Raw genomic sequence first — 16,406 nt, forward strand, 5'->3', positions numbered from 1 at the left:
AGTCGGCTCAGGCGCCCGCAAATATGCGGTAGCGGCGCGGCTCCAGCCCAATCGTGTCGCCGGCGCGCAGTTCCTTGTCACGGGGGGCATCGATCTCGATGGTCTCGCCACCTGATAGCGCGACCTCGGCGCGCTGCACGGGACCGAAATTGCGGACATGCCGAACCGCGCCCTCGAAGGCGCCGCTGCCGGGCGGGCCGACCAGCATGTCGTGTCGCCGCACGAACAGTTTTGACGCGCCAGGCGCAAGCCCGTCCGCGGCAAGCCGCAGCGGCCGGTCGCCCAGCCTGATCAGGCCGCCCTCGACCTGGATCGGCAGCTCGATGGATTCGCCGATGAAGCCGTGGACGAAGGCGGTCGCCGGGCTTTCATAGACGTCGTCGGGCGAGCCGATCTGCTCGATTCTGCCCTTGTCCATCACAACGACGCGGTTGGCGACTTCCAGCGCCTCTTCCTGGTCATGGGTGACGAAGATCGAGGTGACGTTGATCTCATGATGCAGTGAGCGCAGCCATCGGCGCAGCTCCTTGCGCACCTTGGCATCGAGCGCGCCGAAGGGTTCATCGAGCAGCAGGATGCGCGGCTCGATCGCGAGCGCGCGGGCGAGCGCGATGCGCTGGCGCTGACCGCCGGAGAGTTGGCTCGGATAGCGGTCGGCAAGCCAGTCGAGCTGCACGAGATCGAGCAGCTCCTTCACCCGCGTACGGATCGCGGCCTCGTCCTTGCGAATCGCGCGCGGCTGCACGCGCAGGCCGAAGGCGACGTTCTCGAACACCGTCATGTGGCGGAACAGCGCATAGTGCTGGAACACGAAGCCGACATGCCGTTCGCGCGCGCCCTGCGCCAGCGCGTCCTCGCCGTTGAAGGAGACGTCGCCCGCATCGGGCCAGTCGAGGCCGGCGATGATCCGCAGCAGCGTGGTCTTGCCGGAGCCGGACGGGCCGAGCAGCGCCAGCAGCTCGCCGTTGTCGACCTTAAGATCGACGCCGTCGAGAGCTTTAAAGCTGCCGAACTTCTTGACGAGATTCTTGACTTCAATGGTCACGGGGCTCGTGTCCTTCGTCCAGGTGACGTTCGAGAACAGCTTTTGCGATCAGCGTGATCAGCGCCAGCATCGCCAGCAGCGAGGCGATCGCAAACGCGGCGACGAACTGGTACTCGTTGTAGAGGATCTCGACCAACAGCGGCATGGTGTTGGTCTCGCCGCGGATATGTCCGGACACGACCGAGACGGCGCCGAACTCGCCCATCGCGCGGGCGTTGCAGAGCAGGACGCCGTAGAGCACGCCCCATTTGATGTTGGGCAGCGTGACCCGGAAAAAGGCTTGCAGACCCGAGGCGCCGAGCGAGATCGCGGCCTCCTCCTCCTGCGTGCCCTGCTCCTGCATCAGGGGGATCAGTGCGCGCGCCACGAATGGGAAGGTCACGAAGGTGGTGGCGAGCGCAATGCCGGGCACCGCGAACAGGATCTGGATGTCGTGCTCACGCAGCCAGCTGCCGAAATAGCCCTGCGCGCCGAACAGCAGCACGAAGACGAGGCCCGAGATCACCGGGCTGACGGAGAACGGCAGGTCGATCAGCGTAATCAGAAAGGTCTTGGCCTTGAAGTCGAACTTGGCGATGGCCCAGGCGGCGACGAGGCCGAACACGAGATTGAGGCCCACTGAAATCGCGGCCACCAGCAGCGTCAGCCTGATCGCAGCCAGCGCTTCCGGTTCGGCGAGCGCAGTGAGATAGGCCATGACGCCCTTCGAGAGCGCCTGTGCGAACACCACGACCAACGGCAGCACGACGAAGACGGTGAGGAAGATCATCGCCAGCGCAATGATGGTGATGCGCACCGTCTGTGGCTCGGTGCGAAGGCTGTCGCGCGCGGCAGCCGCATGCGCACGTGCCTTGGCGTCGGGGGCCGGGAGAGAGACCGAATCTGCAATCTGCATCGTCATGGTCGGCCCTTAGCGCTCCGGAATCCGGCTCTGTGCCCAGCGCTGGAGCCGGTTCACAGCGAAGATGATGACGAAGGAGACGACGAGCATGACCACCGCGATCGCAGTCGCATCGGCGTAGCGGAATTCGGACAGCCGGATCACGATCAAGAGCGGCGCGATCTCGGAGATGTTAGGCAGATTGCCGGCGATGAAGATCACCGAGCCGTATTCGCCGACCGCACGCGCGAAGGCGAGCGCAAGGCCGGTGAGCAGCGCCGGTGCGAGTGACGGCAGGATCACGCGGATGATGGTCTGCCAGCGGCTTGCGCCCAGACTGCCCGCGGCCTCCTCGATCTCGGGGTCGAGATCCTGGAGCACCGGCTGCACCGTGCGCACCACGAAGGGAATGCCGATGAAGATCATGGCGACGAAGATGCCGACCGGCGTGAATGCGACCTTGATGCCGAGCGCCGCGAGCGGGCCACCGAGCCAGCTCTTCTCGGCGAACAGCGCGGTCAACGCGACGCCGGCGACCGCAGTCGGCAGCGCGAAGGGCACGTCGACAATCGCATCGAACAGCCGCCGGCCGGGAAAGCGGTAGCGCACCAGCGCCCAGACGATGATGCTGCCCATCACGAGATTGACGCAGGCAGCCGCGAAGGCGAGGCCGAAGGAGACGCGGAGCGCGTTCAGCGTGCGGCGACTGGAAAGGATATTCCAGAACTGTTCCGGGCTCAGCTCGAGCGACCTCAGGAACAGGCCGGCGAGCGGAATCAGGATGATGACGGAGAGCCAGGAAAGCGTCAGCCCCATGGTGAGACCGAAGCCCGGCAATGTCCGGCGTCTTGCTGCGAGTGCGCTCACCAGGCCCCCCTGCTAAAAGCCTCCTAAGACGGCGCTCGATCAGTTCTTGTAGATCTGATCAAAGACGCCGCCGTCGGCAAAATGTTCCCGCTGCGCCTTGGTCCAGCCGCCAAAGACGTCGTCGATCGTGAACAGCTCGACCTTGGCGAAGGCACTTTCGTGCTTCTTGGCGATCTCGGCATCGCGCGGGCGGTAGAAATTGCGCGCGGCGATCTCCTGCCCCTCTTTGGTATACCAATACTGGAGATAGGCGTCGGCGGCGTTGCGCGTGCCTTTTTTATCGGCAACTTTGTCGACGATGGCGACCGGCGGCTCGGCGAGGATCGATTGCGGCGGCGCCACGATCTCGAACTTGTTCGCGCCGAACTCCTTCAGCGCGAGAAACGCCTCGTTCTCCCAGGCGAGCAGCACGTCCCCGACGCCACGCTCGACGAACGTCACGGTGGCGCCGCGTGCGCCGGTATCGAGCACCGGCACCTGCTGATAGAGCTTTCCGATGAAGTCCTTGGCCTTGTCGGCCGAGCCGAACTTTTTCTGCGCAAAGCCCCACGCTGCGAGGTAATTCCAGCGCGCGCCCCCTGATGTCTTCGGGTTCGGCGTGATCACGGCGACGCCCGGTTTGATCAAATCGTCCCAGTCCTTGATGCCCTTGGGATTGCCCTTGCGCACCAGGAAGACGATGGTCGAGGTGTAGGGTGATGAATTTTGCGGCAGCCGCTTCTGCCAATCGGCTGCGGTGAGGCCTTTGGCGGCGATCGCGTCGATGTCATAGGCGAGCGCGAGCGTCACCACATCGGCTTGCAATCCGTCGATCACCGCGCGCGCCTGCGAACCGCTGCCGCCATGCGACTGCTTGATCTCGACGCTCTTGCCGGTTTCCTTCTGATAGGCGGTCGCGAACGCCTTGTTGAACTCGACATAGAGCTCACGCGTCGGATCGTATGACACGTTCAGCAGATTGATGTCAGCGGCGAGAGCCGAGCTTGCCCAGAAGAGTCCTGCAGCGAGCGGAACGATACGGCGCATCATCTCCATCTCCATTCACTTCGGCGACGTCGGTGTCAGCGAAGGCGTGCAGGCATAACTCGGGTCGAAACGCTCTTAAGTCAACGGAACCGGATTTTCTTGTTCACAGCGTGGCAGCGTAACCGTGCTACGAAGTCTCCATCGTGTGAATGCCGCATTCTGTCTTGGCCCGGCCGCGCCAGCGGCCGGCGCGTACATCCTCGCCTTCGGCCGTTCTGCTGGTGCAAGGCATACACCCAACCGACAGGAAACCGGAGGCGACGAGAGGGTGACGCGGCAATTTGGCGCGGACGAACATCGCCTCGAGTTCCTCGCGCGAGACGTTGGCAAAGGGATTGAACTTCAATCGGGCGCCATCGTTCTCGACGACCGGAATGTCGGCCCGCGCATTGCCCTGGAAACGCTTGCGGCCGTTGAGCCAGGCATCGAACGGTTTCAGCGCACGCGCCAGCGGCTCGACTTTACGGATGCGGCAGCACGCGTCGGGATCGGAGAACCAGAGGTCGCGGTCGGGATCCTCGCGCGACAGCGTCTCCTCGGCGGGCTGGACCGAACGGACGTCCTTCAGGCCCAGCGTCGCGATCAAGGTGTCGCGATAAGCGAGCGTCTCCTCGAACAACCAGCCGGTGTCGAGAAAGATCACCGGGATCGCCGGATCGACGTCCGCCATTACTTTCAGCAGCGTCGCCGATTCCGTACCGAAGGAAGATACCAGGGCGAGCTTGTTGCGCCCGACCGCCTTCAGCGCCGCAGCGATAACCTCTGCGGGCGAGGCATCGCGCAAGCTCCGATCGAGCTCGTCCGCCGAGGGCAGCGCAGAGATGGATGAAACCTGAGGCGCGATCGCGTTCACGTGCCGACACCTTCGGAATGGCGCAACTGCATGCGCCGATGCAGGGCCGTGATGCGGCCGTCGCCGGTCGGCTGGTAGAACACCGAATAGCGCTTGGCGGTCTGCATGAACGCTTCCGCGTCGGCCTGCTTCTTGACCTCGAAGGCGTCGAAACCGGCGCGCAGCATGAACACGAACTGATCGCGCAGCACCTGGCCGGTGGCGCGCAATTCGCCGCGGTAGTTGTAACGCTCGCGCAGCAACCGGGCCTGGCTGTAGGCGCGTCCGTCACGGAAAGTCGGAAACACCAGCGCGACCGTGGCGACCTTGCTGAGATAGGGCACGAGTTCGGCGATGTCGCGATTGTTCGGCCAGATCACGCCGACCTTGCCGGCGCGCTTGAGCAAGCCTTCCGCTTCACCGAGGAAACGCTCGGCCGGCACCAGGATATCGCCGCTCTCGGGCAGCGGGGTATCGACGGCGAGCTTGGCGAAGCCGTCGTCGACGATCTTTCCGCCGTTAACGAGTGGCATAGACGCGCTCCTTGAAGGGTTCGACGCCGAGGCGTCTCACCGTGTCCATGAATAGCTCTTCGGGCCGTTCGCGCAGCGCCAGGTAAGCTTCCACGATGTCCTCGACGACGTCGGCGACCTCGTCGAACTTCACCCCGGGGCCGATCAGGGTGCCCAGCGCTGCGTTCTCGTCGGCGCGGCCGCCGATGGTGATCTGATAGACCTCCTCGCCATTCTTCTCGACGCCGAGAATGCCGATGTGGCCGACATGGTGATGGCCGCAGGCATTGATGCAGCCGGAGATGTTGATGTGGAGACGGCCGATCAGGTTGGCGAGCTCGTGATTGGCAAACCGGCGCGTCAGCTCCTGCGCGATCGGGATCGAGCGCGCATTCGCCAGCGAGCAATAGTCGAGGCCCGGGCAAGCGATGATGTCGGTGATCAGATTGACGTTGGGCGTCGCAAGCCCGAGCTTGTCGAGCGCCTTCCAGAGTGCCGGCAGGTCGCGCTTGGCAACGTGCGGCAGCGCAAGGTTCTGCTCGTGGCCGACACGGATCTCGCCGAAGGAATATTTGTCGGCGAGGTCGGCCAGCGCGTCCATCTGCTCGGCGGTGGCATCACCCGGAGGCCCACCGATCGGCTTCAGCGAGATCGTGACGATCGAGTAACCCTGCACCTTGTGCGGGGCCACCGAGTTCTTGCGCCACGCCTCGAAATCCGGATCGGCCGCGGCCTGGCGCAGCTCGTCAGGCATGTGCGGCAGCTTCTCGTAAGCCGGGTAGGTGAAGCGCGAGCGGATGTCCTCGATCACCTCGTCGTCGATCTGGAGCGAGGAGTTGCGGATGTGCTGCCACTCGTCCTCGACCTCGCGGGAGAACTTTTCGATGCCGAGCTCGTGCACCAGGATCTTGATGCGCGCCTTGTAGATGTTGTCGCGGCGGCCGTACTGGTTGTAGACGCGTAGGATCGCCTCGATGTAGCTGAGGATGTCGCGGCCATGCACGAAGTGCTTGATGGTCTTGGCGATGAAAGGCGTGCGGCCGAGGCCACCGCCGACCAGAACCTCGAAGCCGGTCTCGCCCTTCTCGTTCTTGATCAGCCTCAGGCCGATGTCGTGAATCTTGATCGCCGCGCGGTCGTGGTCGGACGCGGTAATCGCGATCTTGAACTTGCGCGGCAGGAACGAGAATTCCGGATGCAGCGTGGTGTGCTGGCGGATCAGCTCCGACCAGATACGGGGATCCTCGATCTCACCGGGCGCGACGCCGGCCCACTGGTCCGAGGTGACGTTGCGCATGTTGTTGCCGGAAGTCTGCATCGCATGGATGCCGACCTTGGCGAGGTCGGCCAGCGCATCCGGCAGCTCGGCGAGCTTGATCCAGTTGAACTGGATGTTCTGCCGCGTGGTGAAATGGCCGTAGCCGCGATCGTATTTGCGCGCGACATGGGCGAGTGCCCGCAGCTGGTTCGTCGCCAGCGTGCCGTAGGGAATCGCGACCCGGAACATGTAGGCGTGCAGTTGCAGGTAGACGCCGTTCTGGAGCCGCAGGATCTTGAACTCGTCCTCAGTGAGCTCGCCGGACAGGCGCCGCTTCACCTGGTCGCGGAACTCCGAGACGCGCTCATTGACGAGCGTGCGATCGATTTCGTCGTAAGCATACATAAGAGAGCGCCTTAAACCTGGGCCGGCTGTCCGATGGTGACGCCGGTGCGGCGGATCTGTTCGCGCAGATTGCCGGGCTGGACCTTGCCGTCCGCACCGACCTGCACGGGCGCGATATAGGGACCGATCGCGCCGACGTCATCGGCAACGGACTCCGCAAGCAACGCCTTCGCCTCGTCGGAGTTGCGTACGATCGCGGCTTCCGAGAGGTCCGCGGACCAGCTCTTGGCGGCGGTGCGATAAACCACGATGCCATCCCAGGTGCGGTTGGCGGTCACGACCGAGGGGCCAGCGATTTTGATCTTCTTCTGTTCAAGCGGGGAGGTCATTCGGCTGCATCCAGGAGGTCAGAGATGATTTGGTTTGGGGTTTTCTTGGGAGTTTGCCGGCCAAGTGAGCCGGCATGCCGGACCACCTCGCCGATGATGAGAATGGCAGGACCGCCATTGGTCCGCCGCACGAGCTCGGGCAGATCGCGCAGCGTGCCGATCACGCCTTGCGCATCGGGGCGCGTGACGCGGGCGAACACGCCGACCGGGGTTTCCGGCGAACGGCCGGCGGCGAAGAGGCCGGCGCGTACGGCGGGCGCGGCGGTCGCGCCCATGTAGACCACAACAGTCATCTTGGCGTCGGTCAGCGTCGACCAGTCCACGACTTCCGCGTCGCGCGCCTTGTGTGCGGTAAGAAAGGTGATGCGGGTTGCTTCATGACGGTAGGTCAGCGGCACCTCGAAGTCGGCGGCACCGCCGAGACCTGCGGTGATACCGGGAATGATCGAATAGGCGACGCCGGCGGCGCGCAGGGCTTCCATCTCTTCGCCGCCACGGCCGAACACGAAGGGATCGCCGCCCTTCAGGCGCACCACGCGCTGACCGGATTGCGCGGCCTCGATCATGCGCTTGTTCATGGCGTCCTGGCCGATGCCGGGCTTGCCGATACGGCGGCCGACGGCAACACGCGTGGTATCGCGGCGGATGCGGTCGAGAATTTCGGGCGAGACCAGCTCGTCGTGGAAGACGATGTCGGCATCCTGCAGCGCGCGCAGCGCCTTGATGGTGAGAAGATCGGGATCGCCGGGGCCTGCCCCGACCAGCGCGACCGAGCCTTCCGGCTTGTCGGCGCGCGCGAAGGCGGAGGGATCGGCGATAGCCTTTAGCGCAGCGTCGGCCTCGGTCTTGCGGCCGGCGAGCACGGCGGCGCCGATCGGCCCGTCAATGACCCGCTCCCAAAAGCGGCGGCGCAGCGGAAATTCAGCGATGCGCTCGTTGATGGATTTGCGGAAGCCGCCGATGAATTCAGCGAGCTCGCCGATGCGGGCGGGCAGCAGCGCCTCGATCTTCTCGCGCAGGCGCCGCGCCACCACCGGCGAGGTGCCGCCGGTGCCAACCGCGACCACGACATCGCCGCGATCGACGATCGCGGGGAAAATGAAGCTGGAATGTTCAAGATCGTCCATCACGTTGACAGGCAAACCCAGCGCCTTGGCGCGAACCGACATCGCTAAACCAACATCACCCGCGCCTGCGCAGACGACCGCGATGATGCCTGAGAGATCGGCAGTAAGCGGATCCCCGGACATGATTTCGACACGCGCTGCGTCCTCGGAGCTGAGGCTCAGATCACGATCGCCGTCGATCGCATGCACGCGGATGCGCGCGCCGGCAGCGGCGAGCACGCGCAGCTTGGCGCGCAAAAGCTCGCCCGCGCCGATGAGGACCACCGGACCGGTCTTGAGATCGAGAAACACCGGCAAGAACCGCATGCGATACCCGCTTCCCCACAAACGGGGTTGACTGGAATTATTTTCTATATATGTCTCGTTTCGAGCGCGCAAAGAGAAAATTTTTTCTTCTCTTCCGCAGTGCGACTATAGAATTTTCGCCTCCAAACGCAAAGTGGCAGAGATGCATCTTCTCAAGGACGATTCCGCTGCTGATCGACTGAGCAATCCGGCGCTGGCCGAGCGCGTGCGCGCGCAAGAATTTTCTGGCGAGCTTGCCCCAAGCATGGATCATCTCGACCAGCTCGAGGCGCAGAGCATCTACATCTTCCGCGAGGCCTTCGCCCGTCTGAAGAAGATTGCCCTGCTGTGGTCGCTCGGCAAGGACTCCAATGTCATGATCTGGCTGGCGCGGAAAGCGTTCTTCGGCAAGATGCCGTTCCCCGCCCTTCATGTCGACACCGGCAAAAAGTTTCCCGAGATGTATCGCTTCCGCGATCACTACGGGAAGGAGTGGGATCTCGATTTGCGCGTCGAGCCCTGCCCGCCGATCGACGCCGTCGACCCAACGCTGCCGCCGGCCGCACGCTCCGCCGCGCGCAAGACCGAAGGCCTCAAGATGGCGCTCGCAAAGTACGGCTTTGACGGCCTGATCGCCGGCATTCGCCGCGACGAGGAGGCGACGCGCGCCAAGGAGCGCGTGTTCTCGCCGCGGGGATTGGAAGGCAATTGGGACGTGCGCGACCAGCCACCGGAGTTCTGGGATCATTTCAATGCCTCGCCGCCGCAAGGCGCGCATTTGCGCATCCACCCGATCCTGCATTGGACCGAGGCCGACATCTGGGCCTACACCAAGCGCGAGAACATCCCGATCATTCCGCTGTATCTCGCCAAGGACGGCAAGCGCTATCGCTCGCTCGGCGATCAGGACATCACCAATCCGGTCGCTTCGACCGCCTCGAGCATCGACGAGATCCTGATCGAGCTCGAACAGACCAAGGTGCCGGAGCGCGCGGGACGCGCGCTCGACCACGAGACCGAGGACGCTTTCGAGCGCCTGCGCGTCGCCGGCTATCTCTGATTCCCAAGGACGCGAGCGTCGCATGAACATGATCGTCACCACGGCTTCGCCGGCCACTCCGAACGGCACCACGCGTCCGCAAGTGCGCATCGTCATCGTCGGCCATGTCGACCACGGCAAGTCGACGCTGGTCGGCCGCCTCCTGCACGAGACCGGCAGCCTGCCCGAGGGCAAGCTCGAAATGCTGAAAGCCGTCAGCGCGCGGCGCGGCATGCCGTTTGAATGGTCGTTTCTGCTCGATGCGCTCCAGACCGAGCGCGATCAGGGCATCACCATCGACACCACGCAGATCCGCTTCCGCACCAATTCGCGTGACATCGTGCTGATCGACGCGCCCGGCCACGCCGAATTCCTGCGCAACATGATTACCGGCGCCTCGCAGGCCGACGGCGCGGTGCTGATCATCGACGCGCTCGAAGGCGTGCGCGACCAGACCCGGCGCCACGGCTATCTGCTGCATCTCTTGGGCGTGAAGCAGGTCGCGATCGTCGTCAACAAGATGGACCGCGTCGACTTCTCCGCCGAGCGCTTCAAGGACATCAGCGACGAGATCTCGGCACATCTGAGCGGCCTCGGCGTGACCCCGACGGCGGTGATCCCGATTTCCGCCCGCGACGGCGACGGCGTTGCGATGCGCACCGACCGGATCGGCTGGTACAAGGGCCCGACGGTGGTCGAGGCGCTCGACCGGCTCGAACCGGCGCGGCCGCTGGAAGCGCTGGCGCTGCGCCTGCCGGTGCAGGCGATCTACAAGTTCGACGACCGCCGCATCGTCGCGGGCCGGATCGAATCCGGCAGCCTCATTGCGGGCGACGAAATCGTGATCATGCCGGCCGGCAAGATCGCCAAGATCAAGACGGTCGAGAGCTGGCCGGTGACGCCGGTCGCGGGCCGACAGGGCGCCGGCCGCTCGGTCGGCATCACGCTCGACCGCGAATTGTTCCTCGAGCGCGGCGACATCATCGCGCATGCAGGCAGCGCACCGCGCGAGACGCGGCGGCTGCGCGCGCGCATCTTCTGGCTGCACGACAAGCCGCTCGCCAAGGGCGACCAGCTCCTGGTCCGCTGCGGGCCGAAGGAAAGCCGCGCCACCGTGGTTGCGATCGAAAAGGCGGTCGATCCCGGCGAATTGTCGAGCGTCGAGAACAAGGCGATCGGCCGCAACCACGTCGGCGAGATCGACATTTCGCTTTCGAATCCGATTGCAACGGATCCCTATACCGACAATCCGCGCACCGGCCGGCTCGTGATCGAGGTTTCCGGGCGCATCGCCGGCGGCGGCCTGGTGCTGTCGGTCGACGCCGGCCAGCGCGCCGTGCCGGTCGACATCGTGCCGGTGGAATCGGCGCTGCGCTCCGACGAGCGCTCCGCGCGCTACCGCCATAACGGCGCCGTGGTCTGGCTCACCGGCCTGCCGGCCTCCGGCAAATCGACCTTGGCGAAAGCGCTGGAGCGGCGCCTGTTCAGCAATGGCGGCTCGCCGGTCCTGCTCGATGGCGACACACTGCGCGCCGGGCTCAACAGCGATCTCGGCTTCTCCGCCGCTGATCGCAGCGAAAACATCCGCCGCCTTGCGGAAGTCGCCACCCACCTCGCCCGCAACGGCCATATCGCGATCGTCGCGGCGGTCTCACCGGCGCGCGAGGATCGCGCCACCGCGCGCCGGATCGCCGACACCGCGTTCCGCGAGATCCATGTCGCGACGCCGGCTGAAGTGTGCGAGGAGCGCGACCCCAAGGGTCACTACAAGAAGGCCCGCGCCGGCACGCTGGCCTCGTTCACCGGCATCGGCAACGACTACGAGACGCCGCAGGCGGCCGAGCTTGTGATCGATACATCGACACGGACGGTCGCCGAAGCGGCAGATGCGATCGAAGAGATGCTGAAGACCACCGGCGTGCTGTTCGACGAAGTCGTGGACCTCGCCGCGAATATTTGAATGCTGTCGTCGCCCGGCTCGACCGGGCGACCCAGCTTTCCAGAGACAGCGCTGGATACGGAGAAGCCGCGGCGTTCCCCGCTTTCGCGGGGAATGACAGCGGTGCGCTGAGCCCCACCTCACCTTGACATTTTGACAAAGGCCTGGGGGTCTTCTCACGGCCTTGATTTTGGGGCTAATAGGCCCCCGAAAGCTGCCCTATGGGCGCATTTTGCTGCTGACGGGTGAAAAGCAGCCAAAAACAGTCATTTCCAACAAGAAAGCCCATCATGAAACGCGTCGATGCCTACGGATTGAAGATCGCTCCCGTTCTGTTCGATTTCATCGCCAAGGAAGCGGCCCCGAAAACAGGGATCGCGCCGGATGCGTTCTGGGCCGGGCTTGCCGGCATCATCAAGGAGCTGGGGCCGAAAAACCGGTCGTTGCTCGCGTTCCGCGACACGTTGCAGGCCAAGATCGACGACTGGCACCGGGCCAACAAGGGCAAGGCGTTCGACCTCAACGCCTATACCGCCTTCCTGAAGGAGATCGGCTATCTCGTTCCGGAGCCGGCGACGCAGAAGGTCGAGACCGCCAATGTCGACGAGGAGATCGGCAAGATCTGCGGTCCGCAGCTCGTCGTGCCGCTCACCAATGCGCGCTATGCGTTGAACGCGGCGAATGCGCGCTGGGGCTCGCTCTATGATGCCTTCTACGGCACCGACGCGATTCCGCATGATCCATCCGAGAGCGGCAAGGGCTACAACAAGGCGCGCGGCGACAAGGTGATCGCCAAGGCCAAGGCGTTCCTCGATACCGCCGTGCCGCTCGCGACCGGCAGCCACACCGACGTCACCGCCTATAGCGTCGTCGCGGGCCAGCTCGCGGTGAAGCTGAAGAGCGGCAACGCCACCGCGCTGAAGAACGCGGCGCAGTTCGCAGGCTTCCAGGGCGATGCGGCCGCGCCGTCCGCCGTGCTGCTCGTCAACAACGGCCTGCATGTCGAGGTCAAGATCGACCGCAGCAGCGCGATCGGGAAAGACGATCCGGCCGGCGTCGCCGACATGATCATGGAGGCCGCGGTCTCCACCATCCTCGACATGGAGGACTCCGTCGCCGCGGTCGACGCCGAGGACAAGGTGCTGGTCTACCGCAACACGCTCGGCCTGATGAACGGCACGCTGTCGGCCGATTTTGAGAAGGGCGGCAAGACGCTGACGCGCTCGCTCAACGCGGACCGCAGCTACAGGACGCCCGATGGCAAGGGCGAGCTCAAGCTGCACGGCCGCAGCCTGCTCCTGATGCGCAATTGCGGTCACCACATGTTCACCGACGCGGTGCTGGACGAGAAGGGCGAGGAGATTCCGGAGGGCCTGCTCGATGCCGCCGTGTCGGGCCTGCTCGCCATTCACGACCTCAAAGGCAATTCCAAGGTCAGGAACAGCCGCACCGGCTCGGCCTATATCGTCAAGCCGAAGATGCACGGCCCCGACGAGGTGTCGCTGACCTGCGAGATTTTCGATCGTGTCGAGAAGATGCTGGGCCTGCCCGAGAACACGCTCAAGGTCGGCATCATGGACGAGGAGCGGCGCACCACCGTCAACCTCAAGGCCTGCATCCAGCGTGCGTCCAAGCGCATCATGTTCATCAACACCGGCTTCCTCGACCGTACCGGCGACGAGATCCACACCTCGATGGAAGCGGGCCCGATGATCCGTAAGAACGAGATGAAGGCGCAGGCCTGGATCAAGGCTTATGAGGACTGGAACGTCGATATGGGCCTGATCTGTGGCCTGCCCGGACATGCCCAGATCGGCAAGGGCATGTGGGCCGCGCCCGACAAGATGGCGGACATGCTGGCCCAGAAGCTTAGCCACCCGCAGGCCGGGGCCACCACCGCCTGGGTGCCCTCGCCGACGGCGGCGACGCTGCACGCGCTGCACTATCACCAAGTCAACGTCATTGCGCGCCAAGAAGAATTGGCCCAGGGCGGCCCGCGCGCAAAACTGTCGGACATCCTCACCATCCCGGTGTCGAAGTCGAACTGGGCGCCTGACGACGTCAAGCAGGAGATCGATAACAATTGCCAAGGTATTTTGGGCTATGTCGTGCGCTGGATCGACCAGGGCGTCGGCTGCTCGAAGGTGCCCGACATCCACGATGTCGGCCTGATGGAAGACCGCGCCACATTACGCATCTCCAGCCAGCATCTCGCCAATTGGCTGCACCAGGGCGTCATCACCGAAGCGCAGGTGATGGAATCCTTGAAGCGCATGGCCGTCGTCGTCGACAAGCAGAACGCGGGCGATCCGATCTACAAGCCGATGGCGCCCGCCTTCGACGGCGTCGCCTTCAAGGCAGCCTGCGACCTCATCTTCAAGGGCCGCGAGCAGCCGAACGGTTACACCGAGTACATCCTCACCGCGCGCCGCCGCGAGGCGAAGGCAGCGGGTTAAATAGCCTCAGTTCGAAGGGCGAAACCGTCCCGGCGCGCAGCGGAACGGCTGCGCGCCGCTTGCGTTGTAGGGCCATCAACTCGATGGAGATGGTCATGGACTGGAATCGCATCGAAGGAAACTGGAAGCAGTTCAAGGGATCGGCCAAGGAGAAATGGGGCAAGCTCACGGACGACGACCTCAGCTCGATCGAGGGACGCCGCGAGCAACTCGAGGGCCGGCTCCAGGAACGTTACGGCAAGGCCAAGGACCAGGTCCGTCAGGACGTCGACGACTGGCTCAAGTCGCTGCATTGAGGCAGCACGAAAAAGCCCCGGCCCAAGCCGGGGCTTTTTTGTTGGAATATCCGGAGGCCCGCTAAAACACCGCGAGATATTTCAAGAGCGACACGATACCGATGATGATGACGATCACGCGCGCGATCTGCTTGGCGCGGCCGTCCATCGGAAGCATGTTGATGAGATAAAGCACGAGAATGACGACGAGAAAGGTGACGAGTACGCCGACCAGCATCGTGAGGGCCCCCCTTCAGGCAAATTACCAATGAGGTCTTAACGCCGGTCGCTCGCGCTGGTTCCATTGCCGCAACCCGCTGCAATTTCTATAGATTACGTACTTCTACGATCGGGTCGCAGCCCGAAGTTTCACCCTTCGCTCTCAGATATCTGTGCGCTCGCGCCGCGAGCGGCGTGCGATTGCCGATGCCACCGCTCGACGGCGGAGATTGAGGCGCCAGCGGCGCCGCTCACTCAACGGCTCCCCCTACTCCTTCGCCACCACCGGTACCTGACGGAATCTGGCGCGCACCGATTCCGGCAGCGGCGAGAAATTCATCGCAACGCCGCGGCGGTCGTTGGCATTGCGGTTGGCAACCACCAGACCGTTGGCACCGGCGACGATGTCGCCCTTGCGTAAGGTGGGATCGTCCTCGATCTTGACCTGGGCCAGGCCGGCCGGATCCTTGCCGTTGCAGGTGCAGCCCGCGACGATCTCGTTGCGGTAACGGAAGGCGTTCGGCAGATCGGAATAGGACTTTCCGTTCTCCGTCGTGGCCTCGTCGATATTGCTGCCGTAGACCAGCGAGGTCTCGGACGCCGGGCAGAAGCTCTTGCAGGACTGCGCCTTGCTTTCGGCATCCGTTCCTTGTGCCGGAAAATAGCGGCCGTCGCATCCGCGCACGCAATAGGCGGTGCCGCCACCATAGGCGGCTCGCTGGCGCGGCACGTCATATCGCGGCATGTCATCGTTCGGGAACGGCGTCCGGATCTGCGGAGGCCGCGCGCCGAACGCACCGAACAACGCCGAGAAAAAGTCCTCCGCATGCGCCGGCGGCGTCAGTGCGAGGCCGAGAGAGATGATTGTGAGCACGGCCGCCGCACCGCCGGTCAGCTTGCCAATCGAGCGTTTACACATCTGACCTCGCTCAATCCTAGTTCAGCGCCGACGTCGTGATGTTCAGCGCCTGCCGCCCCGAAGGCAACGCGGTCACCGCCGGACGCTTGCGCACGGAATCGCCGCCGCCTTTCGCCATCAGAGGCGCGTTCTTCGGCAGCACCACGACCTTGGCGCCGACACTGACGCGGTTAAAGAGATCGATGACGTCCTCGTTGGTCATGCGGATGCAGCCGGACGAGACGAACTTGCCAATGGTGCTGGGATCGTTGGTGCCGTGGATGCGGTATTCGCTCGAGCCGAGATACATCGCGCGGGCCCCGAGCGGGTTACCCGGACCGCCCGCGACGAAACGCGGGAGATAGGGCTGGCGCGCGATCATTTGGGCCGGCGGATGCCAGTCCGGCCACTCCGCCTTACGGCTGACGCTCTGCACGCCCGACCAGGTAAAGCCTTCGCGGCCGACGCCAACGCCATAACGAATGGCGCGGCCATTGCCGAGCACGTAGTAGAGATAGGTGTTGTTGGTATCGATGACGATGGTGCCGGCCGGCTCGCTCCTGTCGAAGCTGACGATCTGCCTGCGCAGGCGGTCGGGCAGCTGGGCATCTTCGTCGGCGGCTTGCGGCGCCTCGCTTCCATAGCCCTGTGAATAGCTCTGATCCTGCGGATACAACTGCGGCCGGATCGGCGCAAAGCCGAGGGTTTGCGCACTCGCGCTGCCAAAGGGCACGGTGAACAGAACGGTCGCGAAGGCAAACGCAGTGACGGCACGCGGCGAGAAGCGGCGGACGAGAGAGAAGCTTGTCATGTGCTGCCCCATTGGATGTGTGCATCCGGGTGATGCGCCAGCCAAGCAACGCCATCGGGCTGATCTAAGTTCCGGCGCGGAGCGCGGCCGCGACGTCACAGTCAAGCGAGCGTTTCTTCACGAAGGCGCGATGGAACTGCTACCGCGATCACGCGTTCTCACCTCGTAAATGGGCGCGCGGATCGCGGCTTCCGTGCGGGAGA

16 protein-coding genes are annotated in these 16,406 nt (G+C 64.3%); 4 read left to right on the top strand and 12 right to left on the bottom strand.

Annotation, left to right across the window (positions count from 1 at the left end):
* Positions 1-7 precede the first annotated feature (7 nt).
* The 9 genes from IVA98_RS34210 to cysG form a co-directional block, all read right to left on the bottom strand.
* Positions 8-1,045: a sulfate/molybdate ABC transporter ATP-binding protein gene (locus tag IVA98_RS34210; protein WP_247304753.1), complete on the bottom strand. Its 1,038-nt coding sequence runs from the start codon at positions 1,043-1,045 to the stop codon at positions 8-10.
* Complete coding sequence (gene cysW, locus IVA98_RS34215) at positions 1,035-1,946, bottom strand: sulfate ABC transporter permease subunit CysW (protein WP_247304756.1); 912 nt, start codon at positions 1,944-1,946, stop codon at positions 1,035-1,037. The genes IVA98_RS34210 and cysW overlap by 11 nt, the downstream gene beginning before the upstream one ends.
* Positions 1,947-1,955: 9 nt before the next feature.
* Complete coding sequence (gene cysT / locus IVA98_RS34220) at positions 1,956-2,792, bottom strand: sulfate ABC transporter permease subunit CysT (protein WP_346657758.1); 837 nt, start codon at positions 2,790-2,792, stop codon at positions 1,956-1,958.
* A 39-nt stretch (positions 2,793-2,831) separates the two neighbouring features.
* On the bottom strand, positions 2,832-3,833 hold the full coding sequence (locus IVA98_RS34225; RefSeq protein ID WP_524536448.1) for a sulfate ABC transporter substrate-binding protein: 1,002 nt from the start codon (positions 3,831-3,833) through the stop codon (positions 2,832-2,834).
* Positions 3,834-3,945: 112 nt separating this feature from the next.
* Positions 3,946-4,671 carry a phosphoadenylyl-sulfate reductase gene (locus tag IVA98_RS34230; protein ID WP_247304762.1) on the bottom strand — a complete coding sequence of 242 codons (726 nt, stop codon included), beginning with the start codon at positions 4,669-4,671 and terminating at the stop codon, positions 3,946-3,948.
* Complete coding sequence (locus IVA98_RS34235; protein WP_247304764.1) at positions 4,668-5,183, bottom strand: DUF934 domain-containing protein; 516 nt, start codon at positions 5,181-5,183, stop codon at positions 4,668-4,670. Before IVA98_RS34235 ends, IVA98_RS34230 begins: the two co-directional genes overlap by 4 nt.
* Positions 5,170-6,825: a nitrite/sulfite reductase gene (locus tag IVA98_RS34240; protein WP_247304767.1), complete on the bottom strand. Its 1,656-nt coding sequence runs from the start codon at positions 6,823-6,825 to the stop codon at positions 5,170-5,172. Before IVA98_RS34240 ends, IVA98_RS34235 begins: the two co-directional genes overlap by 14 nt.
* 11 nt (positions 6,826-6,836) lie before the next feature.
* Positions 6,837-7,154: a DUF2849 domain-containing protein gene (locus IVA98_RS34245; protein ID WP_247304770.1), complete on the bottom strand. Its 318-nt coding sequence runs from the start codon at positions 7,152-7,154 to the stop codon at positions 6,837-6,839.
* The gene (gene cysG, locus IVA98_RS34250) at positions 7,151-8,587 is read right to left on the bottom strand and encodes a siroheme synthase CysG (protein ID WP_247304774.1); all 1,437 of its coding nucleotides are present in this window, start codon (positions 8,585-8,587) and stop codon (positions 7,151-7,153) included. The genes IVA98_RS34245 and cysG overlap by 4 nt, the downstream gene beginning before the upstream one ends.
* 244 nt (positions 8,588-8,831) lie before the next feature.
* Here cysG and cysD point away from each other — a divergent pair, with 244 nt between their 5' ends.
* The 4 genes from cysD (at position 8,832) to IVA98_RS34270 (ending at position 14,296) form a co-directional block, all read left to right on the top strand.
* Entirely contained in the window at positions 8,832-9,626 is a 795-nt protein-coding gene (cysD, locus tag IVA98_RS34255; RefSeq protein WP_131872081.1) for a sulfate adenylyltransferase subunit CysD, read from the top strand.
* 22 nt (positions 9,627-9,648) lie between these two features.
* The gene (gene cysN / locus IVA98_RS34260; RefSeq protein WP_247304777.1) at positions 9,649-11,565 is read left to right on the top strand and encodes a sulfate adenylyltransferase subunit CysN; all 1,917 of its coding nucleotides are present in this window, start codon (positions 9,649-9,651) and stop codon (positions 11,563-11,565) included.
* A gap of 269 nt (positions 11,566-11,834) precedes the next feature.
* Positions 11,835-14,000, top strand: coding sequence for a malate synthase G (locus IVA98_RS34265; protein WP_247304781.1), 2,166 nt, complete (start codon positions 11,835-11,837; stop codon positions 13,998-14,000).
* 95 nt (positions 14,001-14,095) lie between these two features.
* Positions 14,096-14,296, top strand: a complete 201-nt coding sequence (locus IVA98_RS34270) for a CsbD family protein (RefSeq protein ID WP_247277808.1) — start codon at positions 14,096-14,098, stop codon at positions 14,294-14,296.
* Between the two features lie 61 nt (positions 14,297-14,357).
* Here the strand turns inward: IVA98_RS34270 and IVA98_RS34275 are convergent, their stop codons facing one another.
* The 3 genes from IVA98_RS34275 to IVA98_RS34285 form a co-directional block, all read right to left on the bottom strand.
* On the bottom strand, positions 14,358-14,513 hold the full coding sequence (locus IVA98_RS34275; RefSeq protein WP_008546817.1) for a Thivi_2564 family membrane protein: 156 nt from the start codon (positions 14,511-14,513) through the stop codon (positions 14,358-14,360).
* Positions 14,514-14,762: 249 nt separating this feature from the next.
* Entirely contained in the window at positions 14,763-15,413 is a 651-nt protein-coding gene (locus IVA98_RS34280) for a DUF2865 domain-containing protein (RefSeq protein WP_247304784.1), read from the bottom strand.
* Between the two features lie 16 nt (positions 15,414-15,429).
* Positions 15,430-16,203 carry a L,D-transpeptidase gene (locus tag IVA98_RS34285; protein WP_247304788.1) on the bottom strand — a complete coding sequence of 258 codons (774 nt, stop codon included), beginning with the start codon at positions 16,201-16,203 and terminating at the stop codon, positions 15,430-15,432.
* Positions 16,204-16,406: the final 203 nt, after the last annotated feature.

The organism is Bradyrhizobium sp. 160 (assembly GCF_023073735.1).
In the GTDB taxonomy this organism is placed as follows: Bacteria; Pseudomonadota; Alphaproteobacteria; order Rhizobiales; family Xanthobacteraceae; genus Bradyrhizobium.

Coding starts and splice junctions, on each gene's coding strand:
- cysW (WP_247304756.1), bottom strand. CDS start 1,946: ATGACGATGCAGATTGCAGATTCGGTCTCTCTCCCGGCCCCCGACGCC.
- IVA98_RS34225 (WP_524536448.1), bottom strand. CDS start 3,833: ATGGAGATGGAGATGATGCGCCGTATCGTTCCGCTCGCTGCAGGACTC.
- IVA98_RS34235 (WP_247304764.1), bottom strand. CDS start 5,183: ATGCCACTCGTTAACGGCGGAAAGATCGTCGACGACGGCTTCGCCAAG.
- IVA98_RS34240 (WP_247304767.1), bottom strand. CDS start 6,825: ATGTATGCTTACGACGAAATCGATCGCACGCTCGTCAATGAGCGCGTC.
- IVA98_RS34245 (WP_247304770.1), bottom strand. CDS start 7,154: ATGACCTCCCCGCTTGAACAGAAGAAGATCAAAATCGCTGGCCCCTCG.
- cysG (WP_247304774.1), bottom strand. CDS start 8,587: ATGCGGTTCTTGCCGGTGTTTCTCGATCTCAAGACCGGTCCGGTGGTC.
- cysD (WP_131872081.1), top strand. CDS start 8,832: ATGGATCATCTCGACCAGCTCGAGGCGCAGAGCATCTACATCTTCCGC.
- cysN (WP_247304777.1), top strand. CDS start 9,649: ATGAACATGATCGTCACCACGGCTTCGCCGGCCACTCCGAACGGCACC.
- IVA98_RS34265 (WP_247304781.1), top strand. CDS start 11,835: ATGAAACGCGTCGATGCCTACGGATTGAAGATCGCTCCCGTTCTGTTC.
- IVA98_RS34270 (WP_247277808.1), top strand. CDS start 14,096: ATGGACTGGAATCGCATCGAAGGAAACTGGAAGCAGTTCAAGGGATCG.
- IVA98_RS34275 (WP_008546817.1), bottom strand. CDS start 14,513: ATGCTGGTCGGCGTACTCGTCACCTTTCTCGTCGTCATTCTCGTGCTT.
- IVA98_RS34280 (WP_247304784.1), bottom strand. CDS start 15,413: ATGTGTAAACGCTCGATTGGCAAGCTGACCGGCGGTGCGGCGGCCGTG.
- IVA98_RS34285 (WP_247304788.1), bottom strand. CDS start 16,203: ATGACAAGCTTCTCTCTCGTCCGCCGCTTCTCGCCGCGTGCCGTCACT.